Source organism: Bradyrhizobium sp. LB13.1, from assembly GCF_054056815.1.
The window spans coordinates 3,107,790-3,125,631 of sequence record NZ_JBSRYQ010000001.1; the positions used below are offsets into that span (position 1 = coordinate 3,107,790).

14 protein-coding genes and 2 pseudogenes are annotated in these 17,842 nt (G+C 65.5%); 6 read left to right on the forward strand and 10 right to left on the reverse strand.

The genetic code is table 11. The annotated features are described in order from the left end of the window. The first annotated feature begins 230 nt into the window (after window positions 1-230). Together ACVWYI_RS14635 and ACVWYI_RS14640 are read left to right on the forward strand one after the other, a co-directional pair. A pseudogene (locus tag ACVWYI_RS14635) lies at window positions 231-777 on the forward strand (sigma-70 family RNA polymerase sigma factor). 2 nt (window positions 778-779) lie between these two features. Then, window positions 780-1,419 (forward strand): annotated as a pseudogene (locus ACVWYI_RS14640) (NrsF family protein). Between the two features lie 10 nt (window positions 1,420-1,429). Here ACVWYI_RS14640 and ACVWYI_RS14645 read toward each other — a convergent pair. Together ACVWYI_RS14645 and ACVWYI_RS14650 are read right to left on the reverse strand one after the other, a co-directional pair. After that, the gene (locus ACVWYI_RS14645; protein WP_456662415.1) at window positions 1,430-2,533 is read right to left on the reverse strand and encodes a DUF2336 domain-containing protein; all 1,104 of its coding nucleotides are present in this window, start codon (window positions 2,531-2,533) and stop codon (window positions 1,430-1,432) included. A 63-nt stretch (window positions 2,534-2,596) separates the two neighbouring features. Next, the gene (locus ACVWYI_RS14650; RefSeq protein WP_456662416.1) at window positions 2,597-3,754 is read right to left on the reverse strand and encodes a GGDEF domain-containing protein; all 1,158 of its coding nucleotides are present in this window, start codon (window positions 3,752-3,754) and stop codon (window positions 2,597-2,599) included. Between the two features lie 436 nt (window positions 3,755-4,190). Here ACVWYI_RS14650 and ACVWYI_RS14655 point away from each other — a divergent pair, with 436 nt between their 5' ends. The 4 genes from ACVWYI_RS14655 to ACVWYI_RS14670 all read left to right on the forward strand — a co-directional run bounded on the left by ACVWYI_RS14655 (window position 4,191) and on the right by ACVWYI_RS14670 (window position 8,322). Then, the gene (locus ACVWYI_RS14655) at window positions 4,191-4,760 is read left to right on the forward strand and encodes a sigma-70 family RNA polymerase sigma factor (RefSeq protein WP_247349887.1); all 570 of its coding nucleotides are present in this window, start codon (window positions 4,191-4,193) and stop codon (window positions 4,758-4,760) included. Further along, a complete protein-coding gene (locus ACVWYI_RS14660; protein WP_456662417.1) occupies window positions 4,757-5,452 on the forward strand; it encodes a hypothetical protein in 696 nt (231 codons plus the stop codon). The genes ACVWYI_RS14655 and ACVWYI_RS14660 overlap by 4 nt, the downstream gene beginning before the upstream one ends. A gap of 16 nt (window positions 5,453-5,468) precedes the next feature. Further along, entirely contained in the window at window positions 5,469-7,181 is a 1,713-nt protein-coding gene (locus ACVWYI_RS14665) for a S8 family serine peptidase (protein ID WP_456662418.1), read from the forward strand. Window positions 7,182-7,650: 469 nt separating this feature from the next. Then, complete coding sequence (locus ACVWYI_RS14670) at window positions 7,651-8,322, forward strand: TIGR03809 family protein (RefSeq protein ID WP_456662419.1); 672 nt, start codon at window positions 7,651-7,653, stop codon at window positions 8,320-8,322. A 124-nt stretch (window positions 8,323-8,446) separates the two neighbouring features. Here the strand turns inward: ACVWYI_RS14670 and ACVWYI_RS14675 are convergent, their stop codons facing one another. From ACVWYI_RS14675 to scpA, 8 genes are all read right to left on the reverse strand, one after another. After that, on the reverse strand, window positions 8,447-9,817 hold the full coding sequence (locus tag ACVWYI_RS14675) for a TIGR03808 family TAT-translocated repetitive protein (protein WP_456662420.1): 1,371 nt from the start codon (window positions 9,815-9,817) through the stop codon (window positions 8,447-8,449). 92 nt (window positions 9,818-9,909) lie between these two features. After that, the gene (locus tag ACVWYI_RS14680) at window positions 9,910-10,563 is read right to left on the reverse strand and encodes a pyroglutamyl-peptidase I family protein (protein ID WP_456662421.1); all 654 of its coding nucleotides are present in this window, start codon (window positions 10,561-10,563) and stop codon (window positions 9,910-9,912) included. Then, window positions 10,560-11,549, reverse strand: a complete 990-nt coding sequence (gene meaB / locus ACVWYI_RS14685; protein WP_456662422.1) for a methylmalonyl Co-A mutase-associated GTPase MeaB — start codon at window positions 11,547-11,549, stop codon at window positions 10,560-10,562. The genes ACVWYI_RS14680 and meaB overlap by 4 nt, the downstream gene beginning before the upstream one ends. 51 nt (window positions 11,550-11,600) lie before the next feature. Continuing rightward, window positions 11,601-13,115, reverse strand: coding sequence for a tripartite tricarboxylate transporter permease (locus ACVWYI_RS14690; protein WP_456662423.1), 1,515 nt, complete (start codon window positions 13,113-13,115; stop codon window positions 11,601-11,603). Continuing rightward, window positions 13,109-13,615 (reverse strand): tripartite tricarboxylate transporter TctB family protein, encoded by a 507-nt coding sequence (locus ACVWYI_RS14695; protein WP_456662424.1) that lies wholly within the window; start codon window positions 13,613-13,615, stop codon window positions 13,109-13,111. Before ACVWYI_RS14695 ends, ACVWYI_RS14690 begins: the two co-directional genes overlap by 7 nt. Window positions 13,616-13,713: 98 nt before the next feature. After that, window positions 13,714-14,706, reverse strand: coding sequence for a tripartite tricarboxylate transporter substrate binding protein (locus tag ACVWYI_RS14700; RefSeq protein WP_247447780.1), 993 nt, complete (start codon window positions 14,704-14,706; stop codon window positions 13,714-13,716). 131 nt (window positions 14,707-14,837) lie between these two features. Continuing rightward, window positions 14,838-15,572 (reverse strand): RsiV family protein, encoded by a 735-nt coding sequence (locus tag ACVWYI_RS14705; protein ID WP_456662425.1) that lies wholly within the window; start codon window positions 15,570-15,572, stop codon window positions 14,838-14,840. 94 nt (window positions 15,573-15,666) lie between these two features. Then, window positions 15,667-17,823: a methylmalonyl-CoA mutase gene (gene scpA / locus ACVWYI_RS14710; RefSeq protein WP_456662426.1), complete on the reverse strand. Its 2,157-nt coding sequence runs from the start codon at window positions 17,821-17,823 to the stop codon at window positions 15,667-15,669. Window positions 17,824-17,842: the final 19 nt, after the last annotated feature.

Here is a 17,842-nt window from a genome sequence, read left to right on the forward strand (position 1 = left end):
CAGCGCGGCAAAAAATGGGAATCTTCGGGCTACACGGGGCAAAAGCGGGGCAAACTAGGCCCCTCGCGGCCGGCCGCCGGGTGCGGACAGCACCGATCGGTGTTATGAGCCGTCCCAGATCTTTACGGCCGTATCGGTCGCGTGGCCCGGCACGGATCACGAGATCGTGATCTTGAAGGTGCCGCCGTAACAAATTGAAAGAACGGCCGAATTGCATGGTGAGGGCGCGCGTGCGCGGACGTGAGGACGAGTGGACCGGCCTGATGCGGTCGGCCATGGCAGGCGATGACGCGGCGTATCATCGCCTGTTGAGGGCGGTCACGCCTGTACTGCGCGCTGCCGCGAGGCGTGGCCTGGCGCGGGCTGGGCAGCCTCCCGACCAGGCCGAGGATATCGTGCAGGAGATTTTGTTGGCGGTGCATTTGAAGCGGCACACCTGGGACAACGAAGCCCCCTTCGCCCCGTGGCTGTTTGCGATCGGCCGCAACAAGCTGATCGACATGCTGCGGCGGCGGGGCAGGCGGATCTTCGTCAACATCGACGATTTCGCCGAGACTCTGCCGGGCGAGGTGCCGCAGGAGACGGCCTCGGCGGGCGAGGTCGCCAGCCAGCTCAACACGCTGCCGCAACGCCAGCGCGACGTGGTTGCAGTCGATCGCGGTCGACAGCACCTCGATCAAGGACACGGCGGCGAAATATTCGATGAGCGAGGGCGCGGTGCGGGTCGCGCTGCATCGCGGCCTTGCGGCGCTGACTGCCAAACTGCGGGACCAGTAGTCATGGATACCGATCAACTCATTCGCTCGCTCGCGGCCGATAACGCCCATCGCGCGCCGCGCGTCGGCGCGATGCTGACCATGGCGTTGCTGGTCGCCGCGCCTCTGTCGATCCTGATCTTCGCGACATTTCTCGGCGTGCGTCACGACGTGATGAGCGCGATGCACAACCCGTTCTTCGACATGAAGTTCGCGGTCACGCTGTCGCTCGCGATCCCCGCGATCATCGTCAGCCTGCATCTGTCGCGCCCCGAAGCGTTGCTGCGTGGTTGGGGCTGGTTGCTGCTGCTTCCCGTCGGGCTGCTTGCGGTGGCGATCGGCAGTGAGGCGATGATGGCGCCGGCCATGCCGATGACGATGCGATTGATGGGGCAAGAACTCCAAGGTGTGTCTGTTCGCAATCCCAGCGATGTCGCTGCCGCTGCTTGCGGGGGCGCTGTTCGGCCTGCGCCACGGCGCGCCGTCGCATCCCGCGCTCGCCGGTGCGCTCGCCGGCCTGGTGTCGGCCGGGCTCGCCGCGACGCTGTACGCCTCGCACTGCACCGACGATTCCCCGCTCTTCGTCGCGACCTGGTACACGCTCGCGACCGCGCTGGTGACCGCGATCGGCGCGCTGGTGGGGGCGAGGGTTCTGCGCTACTAGCTCGCCGGCCTCAGACCGCCGGCGTCGGGCCCTGCTGCATGCGGTGGAAGCGCAGCACCTGCTGCGCGGTCGAGCCGCGCAGGGCTTCGTAAGCGTCGCGCAGCGTCAGCATGTCGGTCTGCGAGCCGCCTGAGAGCTTCTCGCGCAGGGCGATGATCGCGCGCACGCTCGACCATTGCATGGCCGCGACCTTGGCGAGGATCATCACGCCCTCGGTCCGGCTTTCGATCATCATGGTCTCGGCGGTCTCGACCGCGACGCCCGCAAGCGCCGCGAGCCCCGCATTGGTCTCGTCGAACTTGCCTTGCTCTGCGAAGGCGGCGACCTGGAATTCGGTGAGGCGGCCGTCCTCGTGCAGCGACTTCACCAGCGCGCGCGCCATTTCGGTCTGTCGGGTCATGGCGGCGGCGCGGACCCGCTGGGCTGCTTCCTGGACCACGCTGGAGACTTCGTCTGCGAGATCCGGATGCGCGGCCTCCAGCTTCCTGCGCACGCTCAAGGAGGCCTTCGCAATCAGCTTCAGATAGTGATGGCGCGGCAAATCGGGCCGCAAGCCGATGCAGGTGGCGAGATCATCGTCGCGTTCGGCGCGCGTGACGAGGTCGGTGAAACTTCCCTCGGAGAGCTGCGCGCCCGGATTGCTGACGGTCGATTGCACCACGCCCTCGTCGCCGCGGGTCACCAGCACGTCGGTCAGTGCTTCCGACAGCACCCGCCGCAGCGAGATCGCCTTGAGATGTGCCTGCCCTCTGGTGCGCGCGATCTCGATCAGGGTCGCTTCGTCCAGTCGTTCCGATTTCGACAGCACGGGGCCGGAGACCTCGATCACCTCGTCGAGCGCGAGCGTGCGGATGATCTTCGGCGGCGCAGTCGCGATCGGTGCGAGGCGGTCGGCGAGCAGCGCCCTGGCAGACGTCTCGATCTGCTCGATCAGGCATTGGAATATGTCGTCGAAAACGCGGACGTGGTCGTCTGAATAGTCCACCGCATTGCCGATGAAGAGATCAGTGACGCGGCGCAGCGTCTCGACCCGGCGCGCAACGGTGCCGTGCGAGAGCGCAGCTTGCAGTTCCTCGAGCAAATTCTCGGATGATTTTGGGGATTTCGATCTCATTGCCCTGTCCTGGAGCGTTCGGCCCGGCGATTGCTTCTGTCGCGCCGGGAAAAAATGGATTGGTCAGCTCGTTGCGATGCGGTTGCGCCCTTGTGCCTTGGCGGAATAGAGCGCGCTGTCGGCGCGCACGAGAAACGTGTCGGCAGTATCAACGTCGCGGAGCGTCACGACGCCCGCGGAAATGGTCACGCGCATGCCCAGCGAGAATGCGCTCCAGTCCAGATCTGCGACGATGCCGCGCAGCCGATCGAGCATGCGCGACGCCGCCGCGCCATCCGTTCCCGGCAGCAGCAGCAGAAATTCCTCGCCGCCGTATCGGCCGAAGCAGTCGGCCGGGCGGATATTGGCGAAAATGGTGATCGCGAAGGTGCGCAGCACCTCGTCGCCGACGGGATGGCCGTGGGCGTCGTTGATGCGCTTGAACCAGTCGAGATCAATCAGTGCGATCGCGCAAGGGGTCGACGTCTGCCGCGATTTTTCGATCTCGGCGTCGAGAAGCCGCATGATGCAGCGGCGGTTGTAGGAGCCGGTGAGCTCGTCGAGCTCGGCCAGTTCTTCGATACGCTGATAGGCGGCCTTCAGCTCGATGCTGCGTCGGTACAGGATCTTGCGCAGTGTGGCGCCGAACAGGCCGAGGAAGGCGCACTGGCCGATCACCAGCACGAAGCAGAGCATCGAGGCGGTCCGCTGGAGCCGCGTAGCAACGGGCATGCCGATCGGCAGGTCGGAGGCGAGGAAGGCGGCGGCGAGGCCGGCGGTCGCGATTGCCCAGGTCAGCATCGCCTGGGCCGAGGTCATGCGCAGCGTGCCGAAGGCGAAAATCAGGAACAGCACGCTGAGGAAGGCGACGCCAATGGTCGGCACCGACAGCAGGAACACGAATTGCAGCGCCATATGCGCCGAGATCTGGAACACGGTGAGATAGTGGTCGGTTTGCCTGTCGCCCACGCCCGCTTCCGACATCACGACGAAGATGCCGATGATCGAGAGACCGCCGACCCAGAACAACGATGGAACGTTCATCGCAACGGCGCCGTCGTAGCCGTAGAGCAGCAGGACGAAGGCGCCGAGCGAGTAGCTGGCGACCTGGCCGATATACATCTGGCGGCGCTGCCGCGCCCGGCGCGCCCGCACCTGGGGCGCAGCTGCATCGGGCACGAGGACGAGATCCGCGACCTCAGCGGCATTCCTCTCGGGAAAGGACGTCGCGGCCGTGCTCATGGTCCCGCCAATGGTAGTTGTCAGCCCAAAAATCTACATGGCAAGCCTTTAGGTTTGGTATCCTCCGAAACCGAATCCGCACTGTCCAGCGCGGGAGCGGAGGACGGTCGCGACCGGCCGAGGATTTGTCGTCGATTAGGGATCGTGTGCGATGCGGTCGAGCCAAAGCATGGCTTCGGAAGACATACGTCGTGCAAGGCTGCTATGGTTCCAACCATGTCGGGCTGTCCAAATTGGGACGGCATTGCGCAGGAAAGTGCTTCATTACTATGTTACCGTTCTTGGGCGAGGCGGCCAGCCGCGGGTGGCAAAAGGAAATTTCGCGTATGTGTGATAGATCACACAGCCCCCCGTATGACTGCGGTAGCCTGAAGAATTTCACCCCTCCCGTCGAACCGTCTGCCGCATCGACCCGACCAACCTTGCGAGACGGCCATTGAGCGTGACACAGGCGGCTTCGGACGAGGTCCTGATCGCCAGGATCGCTCAAGGCGACCGGCTCGCCATGCAGGTGCTGTACGGGCGGCACCATGTCAGGGTGTATCGTTTCGGCCTCCGGCTCGTGCGGGACGAGCAGGCGGCGGAAGACCTCATCAGTGAGGTGTTTCTCGACGTCTGGCGTCAAGCCGGCAAGTTCGAGGGCCGATCCGCCGTTTCCACCTGGCTGCTGGCAATCACCCGATTCAAAGCCCTGTCTGCGCTCCGGCGCAGGAAGGATTTTGAGTTGGACGACGACGCCGCGAACGCGATCGAGGATACGTCCGACAATCCGGAAACGGTGGTGCAGAAGAAGGATACCAGTGAAGCGTTGCGGGAGTGTCTGACGGGCCTCTCGCCGGACCATCGGGAAATCGTCGATCTCGTCTACTATCACGAGAAGTCCGTGGAAGAGGTGGCCGAAATCGTTGGCATCCCGGAGAACACTGTGAAGACGCGCTTGTTCTATGCGCGCAAGAAATTGGCCGAACTGCTGAAGGCAGCCGGCATTGAGCGAGGCTGGCCATGATGGCATTGAGCAAGAAGATGCTGGAGCGAGAACCCAGTGAGATCGAGATGCTGCTGCCGTGGCACGCCGCCGGCACGCTGAACGCGCGCGACGCCCGCCGCGTCGAGGAAGCGCTTGCGAGCGATCCCGACCTCGCCAGGCAATATGCGGCGATCCGCGGCGAGTACGAAGAGACCATTCATCTGAATGAGAGCCTGGGTGCTCCGTCGGCGCGCGCGATGCAGAAGCTGTTCGCCGCCATTGATGCCGAGCCGGCGCGGGCCGCCGGTTCGCTGCCGCTGTCGGCGCGCATCGCCACCTTCTTTGCGAGCCTGTCGCCGCGCACTCTGGCCTGGTCGGCGAGCCTCGGCGCCATGGCGCTGGTGCTGCAAGCCGGAATTATCGGCGCCGTGCTGACGAAGAACCAGACTGCGACCTTCCAGACTGCTTCGCTCTCGACCAGCGCGCCGATCACGCGCGAACTCGGTGCGACTGCCGCGCCGTCGCGCGCGCTGGTGCGCTTCACACCCGAGGCGCGCGTCGCCGACATCACGACATTGCTCGACAGCTACCAGGCTTCGATCATCGGTGATGCCAAGGGCGGCATGTTCCGTCTCCAGTTCGACAAGGCGATGAGCCAGGACGAACTCACCTCGCTGCTCGGCAGGATGCAGCGCGAGAAGTTCGTCAATTTGGCCGTCGCGGCACCCTAGACGCGCCGCTGAACCGATGATGCGCAAGTCCGAGAGCAGGTTACGCGCCGGGGCCTACGCTTCGTCGGTCGGAGCTACGCTGCTGCTCGCCGCCTGTCTCGGCGTCGAGGTTGCGCAGGCGCAGGCGATCATGCGCACGCCGACGATCAGCGTCCCCTCGCGCATGCCGACCATTTCTCCCGGCATCGCCGCGCGCGTCAGTCCGGGTGTTGCCGCCCGAGCGGTGGCCGTCGGCCGCGGTCCCGGGCCCGGCCCGATTGTGACATCGAGGATTTCGGCGCGGATGGTACCGACGCCGGTGCTGCCTTATGCGCGCTACTCCCCGAACCTCTATCCCGCCTGTACCGCGCCCTATCGCGACGCCGGCGGCGAATGCCTGGCGCAGCCGAGCGCAGGCGGCGACGGCGCGGGCAAATCGGGCAAGAAGACCGCCGGCAAGGGGCGCGGCAACAACACGCCGGCCGCCGTGGACTTGCGCACCTTCGCCGACCAATTCGTCGCCGAGATCGACGGGGCGCTGTCGTTGGCCGAGGCCGACGAGCTCGCGCGCCGCCATGGCCTGACACGCGTGTCCTCCGAGAATTTTCCGCTGATCGGGGCAACCTTCGGACTGTTCCGCATCACCGACCGCCGCGCTTACGAGACCGTGCGGCGCGAATTCGCCGCCGACGGCAGCGTGCGCTCGGTCCAGCCGAACTTCCGCTACGTACTCCAGGACCAGAAATCGTCGGTGCCGAGCGAGGGAGATCCCGCGCAATATGCGCTGGCCAAGCTCCGCCTGCCGCAGGCACATGCGCTGGCGCATGGCGCCAACGTGACTGTTGCCGTGATCGATTCCGGCATCGACGCCCAACATCCGGAACTTGCCAATTCCATTGCCGAAAATTTCGATGCGCTCGGCAGCGCCGAGGGCCCGCATGTTCACGGCACCGGCGTTGCCGGCGCCATCGTGGCGCATGCCAAGCTGATGGGCAGCGCGCCCGAGGCGCGCATCATCGCCATCCGCGCCTTCGGCGGCACCACCGGCGGGGCCGAGAGCTCGTCCTACATCATCCTGCGCTCGCTGAACTATGCCGCCGAGCACGGCGCGCAGATCGTCAACATGAGCTTTGCCGGTCCCAAAGACGCGGTGATCGAGCGGGCCATCGCGGCGACCGCCGCGCGTGGCCTGGTGCTGATCGCAGCCGCCGGCAATGCCGGCGCAAAGTCGCCGCCGCTCTACCCGGCCGCCAATCCCAACGTGATCGCGGTCAGCGCAACCGACCAGCAGGACCGGCTGTTCACCGCCTCCAACCGTGGCAATTACATCGCGGTCGCGGCACCCGGCGTCGACATCTTCCTGCCGGCGCCTGACGGCAAATATCAGATGACGTCGGGCACCTCGTTCTCGGCCGCCTATGTCTCCGGCGTCGCGGCGCTGCTGCTCGAGCGCAACTACGCCTTGAAGCCGGAAGCGCTGCGCATGACGCTGGCGAAGACAGCGCGCGACCTCGGTGCACCCGGGCGTGACGATCTTTTCGGCGATGGCGAGACCGATGCGTTTGCCGCGGTCATGACCGTTCCCGCCAACGGCGCGACGCCGGTTGCGGCTGCGTCCGGTACAACAAAACGTGAAGATATCGAGAAGCGTCGCGACGAGCCTGGCCTCCGCGCAATAGAGCAACCCTCGTTGTCGAGCACCGGCGATAAAGCCACGGTTTCTCAGGCGGATAGGCCGGCGACGCGATAGCGGCTGCGACAACTTTGCGCGCGGTGCGAAGGTCGAAAAATCAAACGCCGCATTGAACGTTCGGCCCGCTGCCACGACCAAATTATGTGGGAGCGGTCATCCCTCCCCATAAGTCATATTAGGCGCGAGCGCCCATCCACCCCAAGCGCCCATATGGCTCGACCCGTCCGGTTGTCCCCCCGGACGGGTCTTTTCTTTTGGGGCATCCGATTTCTTGAAGCCCTGCGCGAGACCAGCTTCTGGTTGAGAGATCGCGACTCGGTCATCGGCATCGCACCGCAGGCGCGCCATGCTTGTGCGAAGCTTGACTCCAAAACCCCTTGAATCTCCGCACGACTACGGAGTTTGACGACGAAAAGGCTGTCGTTGCTGGACAAGTCGGAACTTTTCCACAAAATATTCATGTCGCGTCTAAATTGATTCGTCTGCGTTGCGTCGCGTCCGTATTTTTCTCCTGACGGGCTGGGTTATGACACATCGCCAAGAGGCTGTTCGCGACGTGGCTATTGGCCGCGACATTGCGGCACGCTGGTGCACTCTCGCCGAGCAGCGGCTGGTGCATCTCTCCGAAATGTTCGAGACCGGGCGCTGGCGCCGCTATCACTCCGAGATCGCATTTCTCGAAAACATCCAGGAGGCCAAGCGCGCCGTTCAGACCTGGCGCGCGCTTGCCACCGGCGCTGATGTCGCCACGGCGGCCGCCAGCGTGTCGCCCGCATTCGGCTGGTCGCCCGCGACGATGCCCCGCATGCTCCCGCGCGACCAACAGGCGCAGGTCATGCAGCCGAAGGCCGTGCACATCGCTCCCGAGACCGCCGTGCCGGTTGGGCTCGATCCGACACCGGACGTTCTCGCCGAAATCACCGAAGCTCCGATCGCGCCGCTTGCCGCGCCTGCAGCAATGGCACCGCTCAAAGTGCCCGCTGCCATGGCGCCGCCTGCCGCGCCCGTCGCGATGACAGGACCCAAGATACCGGCCGCGATGGCAGCGCCCAGGGCGCCTGCTGCGATGGCGGCGCTTCTGCCGCAGTTCTCTCCGTCCGCCACCGAAATTGTCGCAGTCCCCGAGCGCCTCGTTGAGTTCACCTTCAGCCTCGACGGCCTGGAGGCGAAGTATCCGCTGCTGAGGAACGCGTTCTAAGGCGAACGTTCAAGAGTGCCGTCGCAATGTCTCCAACCCCGTCATCCTGAGGCGCGAGGCATGGGACGCAACGCGGCCCATGGAGAGCCTCGAAGGATGCACGGACCGTCTGCCGACCGCGCGCCTACCGCCGCACCGCATTCCCGCCGACCACCAATTGCGCAAACCGCTGGGCGCCGTCCGCCGACAGATCGGACGTCACGGCGCGCGCGTGATCGAGGCCGACCACGGCGCCGCGCGGGGTTTCCGAGATCATGTTGTTGTTGACCAGCGCGGTGCCGGCGCCCGGCACGACGGATACGCCGACGCCAGCCAGCGCCTTGCGGATCACATTGCCCGTGATCGCGACGTCGCGGAGATATTTGCCCCAGCCGGCGACGATACCGTAGGACGGCGCATTCTCGATCACGTTGCCGGTAACCGACGCATCCGCCTCGATGTAGATGCCGACGCCGGCATCGTCGTCCGGCGCGGTGCCGATTGGGCGTCTCGGGATCAGATTGCGGATGATGTTGCCCTGGACCACGGCGATGCGGCCGCCTTCGTTGAAATTGCAGACGGAGACGCCGACGGCGGCGCCGTCGACAATGTTGTTGGCGATCACAGCGGCCTCGAACGCGAACTCCGAATAGAGCGCGACCTCGCGCACGTCGCTGACACTGTTGCCGGTGATGTGGATGTTCGATGCCGAGTTGCCGCGCACGGCGGAGTAATCGCAGTTTTTGATGCGATTGCCGCGCACGATGACGTTTCCGGCGCGGAAGGCATTGATTGCGTTGCCGTACTGGCCGGAGCCGCCGGGGCCGGCTTTGATATCCTCGATGCGGTTATCAGCGACCAGCGTGCCGTCCTCGCCGATGGCCGTGCGCAGGATCTCGATGCCGTTGTCATTGGTGCCGGTGATGGTGTTGCGGGAGACGCTGAGACCCTTGGCGTCGAACGACACCACCGCCGTCACCGCGATGTTGGTAAAAAGGTTGCCGGAGATGTCGCCCGAGACCTGCTCGAGCCAGACGCCGCTGCCGCCGGCGCCCGTGATCTCGCAATCGGCGATGCGGACGTCGCGCCCCCCGAGCACGTGGATCAGCCCACGTCGTGCCGGCAGCGGAATGCCGCCGCCATCGAAGGTGATGCCGGTGAGGCCGATCGAATCGGAGCGGTCGCTCTGGATCGCCGAGGCTCCGCCAGTGAAGATGAGCTTGGTCGCGCCGCGCACGCCGATCAGTTGCGTGCCATTCGGCAAGCGCAACAGTCCGGTGCGGTAGACGCCGGGTGGCAGCGCCAGCGGCGTCTGAGCCAGCGCGGCCTCATCGATCGCAAGCTGGAGCGCACGGGTCTGATCTTCGCTGCTGCCGGGCCGCACACCATATTGCGTGGCATCGCGGCCGAGCAGCGACGTCACCGGCGCCGCGCGCGCAGCATCGGCCGGCATGGCCAGCGCGCCGGCGATGCCTGCGGTCGAAGCTCCGATGAGATGGCGGCGATTGAGGTCCATGACGCGTCCTCCGGCGGACGCGGGGGTCCGCGATGGTTAGGTAGCGCAGGGCGGCTGGTGGCGTGAGGATTGTTCGCGGTAGGGTTAAATGTTTACGCAGTCGTGTTCCGCCCCTTCCGTGCCAACTGCACCATCTCCATCAGCATCGCCTCGCCGGCATCGACCAGTTCCTCCAGTGTGATCCGCGGCGCGCCCTTGCGGCGCACGGCGCCACTGCGCGCCAGCAGGGGAATATGGACGAATGCCGCCAGCCGCGGCCCGCCACCCCTGACGTTCTCGATCGCGCGCCAGCTCAGATAGTTGCAGAGATAGGCGCCGGCATCGCGCGAGGGGCGGGCGTCGATGCCGGTGAGGCGCGCGGCGCGCAGCAGCCTCGCCGTGTGGGGACCGAAAATCATCGCGTCCGCATTGGCGGCGATGCCGCGCTTGCTCGATCGGGTGTTGGCGGCGTCGGGCCAGAGCATGGTGACGGCGTTGCGCGCACGGCTCTCGATGCGCAGATAAGGCGTACGTGCGGCGAGGCCGAACATCAGCATCGCATCCGGGTTCTCTTTCGCTAAAACCTCCGGCAATTGCCGGTCCACCGCGGCATAGGTGACCGGGAAGATGTGGCTGGAGATCGCGGCATCGTCGAGTGCGGGACGGCGCAATTGCGCCAGCCGGGCGACCAGCGGCTGCGTCGGGTTGTAGGGCGCGCCGGGGAAGGGGCCGAAGCCGGTGAGGAGAATGCGGAGCTTGTCGCTCATTGCAGCAACTCCAAAATCTGCTCGGCGGCGAGCGCCGGCGTGAGATGGCCATTGGCCACCTCGGTCTCGATCTTCCGAACCTTCGTCCGCACCGACGCTTCGCTGCGCAGCCGTGCCAGCATACGCTGCTCCAGCATCGACCACATCCATTTCACCTGCTGCTCGCGCCGTCGCGCGGCGAACTCGCCGGACGCGTTCATCGCCTTGCGGTGATCGAGGACCTTCTGCCAGAGTTTTGCAATGCCGTCTCCGGTCAGTGCCGAATAGGTTTCGACCGGCGGATGCCAGTGCTCGGAGCGCGGCGTCAGGATATGCAGCGCGCCGCGATAATCGGCGGCGGTGATGTTGGCGCGCTTGAGATTGTCGCCGTCGGCCTTGTTGATCGCGATCATGTCGGCGAGCTCGACCAGGCCTTTCTTGATGCCTTGCAACTCGTCGCCGCCGCCGGGCAGCATCAAAGCGAGGAAGAAATCGGTCATGTCGCAGACCGCGGTCTCGGATTGGCCGATGCCGACGGTCTCGACCAGCACGACGTCGAAGCCGGCTGCCTCGCACAGCAGCATCGCCTCACGCGTCTTGGCGGCGACGCCGCCGAGGGTACCCGAGGATGGCGAGGGCCGGATGAAGGCGTGGTCGGAGGCCGAGAGCTGCGCCATCCGCGTTTTGTCGCCGAGGATCGAGCCGCCGCTGCGCGCCGAGGACGGATCGACAGCGAGCACCGCGACCTTGTGGCCCTGTTCGATCAGATGGATTCCGAGCGCATCGATGGTAGTGGACTTGCCGACCCCGGGCGAGCCGGTGATGCCGACGCGGACCGCCTTGCCGGTGTCGGGCAGGAGCATCTGCACCAGCTCACGCGCCAGCGCCTGATGGTCGCCGCGCCGGCTCTCGACCAGCGTGATGGCCCGCGCCAGCGCCGCGCGGCTGCCGACGCGGAGGTCTTGGGCGAGGGATTTGATGTCCAGTGAAGGCTTTTTCTCAACCATGCCCTGCTTTACAACGCCCGCGCGGGGCAGGCGAGGGTTGCTCGCCCGATATCACCGGGATGTCGCCGCCACTCCCGTCCGTACCGGTTTCAGCTTCCGCCACGCCCAGACCATCACCGGCCACAGCAGCGCCCCGATCGCCATGGCGGCGAGGATGGCGGCGACGGGGCGCTCGAAGAACGGCAGGATGCTGCCGTCGGACTTGATCAGCGAGGTCACGAAAGCCTGCTCGACCATGGTGCCCATGACGATGCCGAGCACCATCGCGGCGACGGGATAGCCGTTGGCCTCCATCACATAACCGATGATGCCGAAGGCGGCGACGGTGACGACGCCGAACATGTTGTTGCCGATCGCGAACGAGCCGACAGCGCAGCACAGCATGATGATCGGCATGATTGCGGAGCGCGGTGCCAGCAGGATGTAGGCGGCGATCCGGATCATGGCGATGCCCAGCGGGATCATCAAAATGTTCGCGATGATGAACATCAGGTAGATCGCGTACATGCTCGACGCTTTCTCGGTGAACAGCGTCGGCCCGGGATTGAGCCCCTTCATGTATAGCACGCCGATCGCGATCGCGGCGATGGTGTCGCCGGGAATGCCGAACAGCAGCGAGGGCACCCAGCCCGAGGCGATGCTGGCGTTGTTGCTGGCGCCGGCCTCGACCAGGCCTTCGACATGGCCGGTGCCGAATTTTTCCGGCTCCTTGGAGAAGCGCTTCGACATCGCATAGGAGACCCAGGCGGCCATGTCGGCGCCGGCGCCGGGCAGTACGCCGATGATGATGCCGACGATGTTTCCGCGCGTCATTTGCCAATGATACTTCTTCGTCAGCATCCACTGGCCGGCCATGATGCTTCCGAATTTGCGCCGCGGCAGCGGCGGCGGCTCCGGCGTCAGCATCGCGCGCATCACCTGCGCCACCGCGAACACGCCGACCAGTGCCGGGATCGGCTCAATGCCGCCGAACAGGTCCGTGAGGCCGAAGGTGAAGCGCGGCACGCCGCCGGGATTTTCGATGCCGATGCACGACACCAGCAGGCCGAGGAACATGCCCGCGATCGCCTTGACCGGCGAGGAGCGCGCCACCAGCGTCGCGCACATCAGGCCGAGCAACGCCAGCCAGAAATATTCGAAGGTCGAGAACGACAGCGCGATCTCGGCCAGTGGCGGCGCCAGGATCATCAGCGACAGCACGCCGGCGATGCCGCCGACGGCCGAGAACCAGACGCCGGCCCCGAGCGCCAGCTCGGCCTGCCCCTTGCGGGTCATGGCGTAAGCCTCGTCCGCATAGGCGGCGGAGGCTGGCGTGCCGGGGATGCGCAGCAGCGCACCCGGGATATCGCCGGAGAAGATCGCCATCGAGGACGCTGCGACGATGGTCGCGATCGCCGCGATCGGCGAGAGATAGAAGGTGACGGGGACGAGCAGGGCGGTTGCCATCGTCGCCGACAGGCCCGGCAGCGAGCCGATCACGAGCCCGTACACGGAGGCTGCGGACATCGCGATGATGACCTCCCAGGTGGAGATCAGTGCAAACGCTTCAATCAGGGTTTTCAGCATGAATTCACCAGGGCGTCGGCAGCAGGCCGGTCGGGAAGCGGCACGCGCAGCAGCTTGCCGAAGATGAGATGGATGGCGAAGGGCGACAGCGCGGCGAGCGGCAGCGCCAGCTTCCACTTCGCCCCTAACGCGGTCGAGGTGACATAGACCATGATTGCCGCGGTGATGATGAAGCCGAGCCGGTCGGCCGCGACCACGTAGAACAGCAGCAGCGCCGGCGGCAGCAGCGCGCGCAGGCTGTAGAACTTGCCCTGCGGCGGCGCTGCGGCGGCGGCTTGGCCGTCCTCGAGCGGGATCAGCTCTTCCTCCTCCTCGAAGGTGTGACCGATGCCGAACACGATCGCGAGCCCGCACAGCGCAAGGCCGATGCCGATCACGAGCGGAAACACGTTGGGGCCGACCGGCTGCCCCGGCACCGGCGGCAGCAGCCAGCCGCCATAGGCAGAAGCTGCGCCGAGCACGACGAGAAACGATCCCGTGACCGAATCGGGAAGACGCATGGGAGGAGTCCTATGAAAGAAGTTCTCCCTCTTCCCGCGCGCGGGGAGAGGCGATCAGCGCGTACAATCCCGGCATCATCCCGGTGCCGGATGCCGGATCACGCCTTGCTCAGACCCGCCGCCTTCATCGCCTCGCCCATCTGGGCGTCGCCCTTGTCCATGAAGCTGCCGAACTGGCCGGCATCGCCCCACACCGTGCCGAAGCCGCGATTGCTCATGAAGTCCTTGAACTCGGCGGAATCATAAACCTTCTTCAGCGCGGCGGTGAGCTTCGTCGCGATCTCCGGCGGCAGGTTCTTTGGCGCGCCGATCCCGCGCCAGGCGCCGGTCGCGTAGTCGATGCCCATCGCCTCCTTCAGCGTCGGCACGTCCTTGAAGATCGGATTGCGCGCCGGCGCCATGATGGCAAGGCTCCTGGCCTTGCCGGCCTCGATGATGGCGCGGGCTTCCGGCACCGAGCAAGTGGTGAGGTCGAGGCCGCCGGCGGCGAGATCCTGCATTGCGGGCGCGGCACCGTTCGACGGCACCCAGGCGACCTGGTTGGCGGGCAGGCCCATTGCCTGCATCCAGCCGACCAGCGCGAGATGCCAGATGCCGCCCTGGCCGGTGCCCGAGGCCTTGAACTTGCCGGGAGGGGCCGCCTTGATCGCCTCGGCGAGCTCCTTCACCGTCTTGTAGGGCGAGGAGGAGGAGACCTGGATACCCGGCGGGTCCTCGTTCATCAGCGCCAGCGGGGTGTAGCTCTTCGGCGCCAGCTCGGTCAGCCCCTGCCAGTGCATCATCGAGATTTCGACCGTGAGCATGCCGATGGTGTAGCCATCGGGCTGCGCGGTCGCGATCGCGGTATGGCCGACGACGCCGGACCCGCCGGTGCGATTGACGACGTTGAAGGGTTGGCCGAGATCCTTTTCCAGAAGGGCTGCGACAATCCGCGCAGTCGCGTCGGTGCCGCCGCCCGCGCCCCAGGGCACGATCACGGTGACGGGCCGCGCCGGGTAGGCTTGCGCAAATGCGGGAGTGAGGCCGAAAGCGGCGGATGCCGCGACCGCGGCAGTTGAGGCCGCAAAGGTGCGGCGCGTAATCTTGGACATGAATGCCTCCCAGCGGCGCCCGTGATACCGGGCGCTCTTGTCAATGGCGGCATTCTAGTCGGCTTTGCAGCGCCGCTGCAAGGTAGCGCTACCAGCGCGTTGTGAGCAATGCGGCGCTGCTCAAACGATGGTCACTGCGGCTCTTCCGCGTCGGCCTTCGGGCGCGCGCCGCCGAACATGCGGGTGCCTTCCGCGGTGAGATAAGGCTTCAGCGTTTCCCACGGCGCGAATGCGACATATTCGCCCTCGGCGTAGGGTCCGACTGCATAGGGCGGGTAGTGGAAGGTGAGCCCGGAACTCTTGCCCGCATCGGTCGAAGGCGCGAGCGTCACAGCGCCGATCTTGAGCAGGCTCGGCTCCACGCTTTTGAACCATTCATCGGTCGCGGTCTCGCTAGTATCGCGCTTCTTCTTCTCGAACTTCAGCGAGGCGATCACGGCCTTTACCATCGCCTTCATGGTTGGGCCGCTGTCGGCGGTCTCGGTGAAGAACGGGCGGATCGAGATGCGCTTGTTCTCTGCTTTATCCCACAGGATCGTGTTCACGTCCGAATTGGGATGGGCGCCGTGGGTATCCATGTAGTCGTTGCGGAGAATGCTGACATAGCGCTCGGCGACGACGGAGCGGATCGCATATTTGCGCTCAAAGTCCCAGCCGCCGTCCTTGAAGAACTGCGGATCCTCTTTGCGCGAGGCGGCAGCTTCAGCCGCGTTCTTGTCGAGCCACTTTTTGCCTTCGGAGAGGCAGTCGGCCGCCAACGCCGCATCGGCCTTGATCTTGTCGTCGAGGAAGACGCGGGCCTCGATGCTCTTGTTTTTGATGACGGCGTCAGGCTTGGGGTTGGCGGCGAGAGAGGGACCCAACAACGCGCCGCAAGCTGCGATCACAGCCAGTGTGTGCGTGAACGTTGGCGCGGAAAATATCACGCAATGTCCTTCTTGCCTGAGATCGACGGCGACGCTACTCCGCCGCCTCGCTATGTCCGAGCCGGGCGTTCAGCTTGCGGATCAACTCCTCGGCTGCGTCCGCGATCACCGTGCCGGGCGGGAAGATCGCTTCGGCGCCCGCGGCATAGAGCGCGTCGTAATCCTGTGGCGGCACCACGCCGCCGACGATGATCATGATGTCGTCGCGGCCCTGCTTCTTCAGCGCGGCCTTCAATTCCGGTACCGCCGTGAGGTGGGCGGCGGCGAGGGAGGAGACGCCGAGGATGTGCACGTCGTTCTCGACTGCCTGCCGCGCGGCTTCGTCGGCGGTCGCAAACAGCGGCCCGATGTCGACGTCGAAGCCGATGTCGGCGAAGGCTGACGCGATCACCTTCTGGCCGCGGTCGTGACCGTCCTGGCCGATTTTTGCGACCAGGATGCGTGGGCGGCGGCCTTCGGCTTCCTCGAAGGCGTCGATCAGCGCCTGAACCTTCTCGACCCGGTTACCCATGCTGGACGCCTCCCGCTTGTAGACGCCGGTGATCGACTTGATCTCGGCGCGGTGCCGGCCGAACACCTTTTCCATCGCGTCCGAAATCTCGCCGACGGTCGCCTTCGCGCGCGCGGCGTCGATGGCGAGCGCGAGCAGATTGCCGTTGCCTTCGCTGGCCGAGCGCGTGAGTGCTGCGAGGGCGGCGTCGACGTCCTTCTGGTCGCGTTCGGATTTCAGCCGCGTCAGCTTGTCGATCTGGAGCCGGCGGACATTGGTGTTGTCGACCTTGAGAATGTCGATCGGTGCTTCGTCCGTCGGCTTGTACTTGTTGACGCCGATCACGGCCTGCTTGCCGGCATCGATCCGGGCCTGGGTCTTGGCCGAAGCTTCCTCGATGCGCAGTTTCGGCACGCCGGCCTCGATCGCCTTCGCCATGCCGCCGAGCTCCTCGACCTCCTGGATGTGGCTCCACGCCTTGGCAGCGAGGTCGCGCGTGAGGCGCTCGACGTAATACGAGCCGCCCCAGGGGTCGATGATGCGAGTGGTGCCGCTCTCCTGCTGGAGGAAGAGCTGGGTGTTGCGGGCAATGCGCGCGGAGAAATCGGTCGGCAGCGCCAGCGCCTCGTCGAGTGCGTTGGTGTGCAGCGACTGGGTATGGCCCTGCGTCGCCGCCATCGCCTCCACGGTGGTGCGCATCACGTTGTTGAAGACATCCTGCGCGGTCAGGGACCAGCCCGATGTCTGGCAATGCGTGCGCAGCGAGAGCGAACGCGGGTCTTTCGGATTGAACGGCTTGAGCAGCTTCGCCCAGAGCAGCCGCGCGGCGCGCATCTTGGCGACTTCCATGAAGAAGTTCATGCCGGTCGCCCAGAAGAACGACAGCCGCGGCGCGAAGCGGTCGACGTCGAGGCCCGCCGCCAGGCCGGCGCGAAGATATTCGACGCCGTCGGCCAGCGTATAGGCGAGCTCGAGGTCCTGCGTCGCGCCGGCCTCCTGCATGTGATAACCGGAGATCGAGATCGAATTGTATTTCGGCATTTTCTGCGAGGTGTATGCAAAAATGTCCGAGATGATCCGCATCGAAGGCGCGGGCGGATAGATATAGGTGTTGCGCACCATGAACTCTTTCAGAATGTCGTTCTGAATTGTCCCTGAGAGCTTTTCCGGCGCCACGCCCTGTTCGCCCGCGGCGGCGACATAGAGCGCGAGGATCGGCAGCACCGCGCCGTTCATGGTCATGGACACGCTCATCTGGTCGAGCGGAATTCCCGCAAACAGCGTGCGCATGTCGTAAATGGAATCGATCGCAACGCCGGCCATGCCGACGTCGCCGCCGACGCGCGGATGGTCGCTGTCATAGCCGCGATGGGTGGCGAGATCGAAGGCGACCGAGAGGCCCTTCTGTCCGGCTGCGAGGTTGCGGCGGTAGAATGCGTTGGAATCCTCCGCCGTGGAGAAGCCGGCATATTGCCTGACGGTCCAGGGCTGGTTGACATACATGGTCGGGTAAGGGCCGCGCAGATAGGGCGCGATGCCCGGATAGGTATCGAGGAAATCAAGCCCGGCGAGATCGGCCTCGCCATAGGCGGGTTTCACCAGAATGCCCTCGGGCGTCAGCCAGGGCTCGGCGCTGCCTGATGGCGCGGCGCTTGTGGTCCGCTCGAAGGCGATGTCTGCGAAGTTCGGAATGCGGCTCATGGTTTCAACCATATCATAG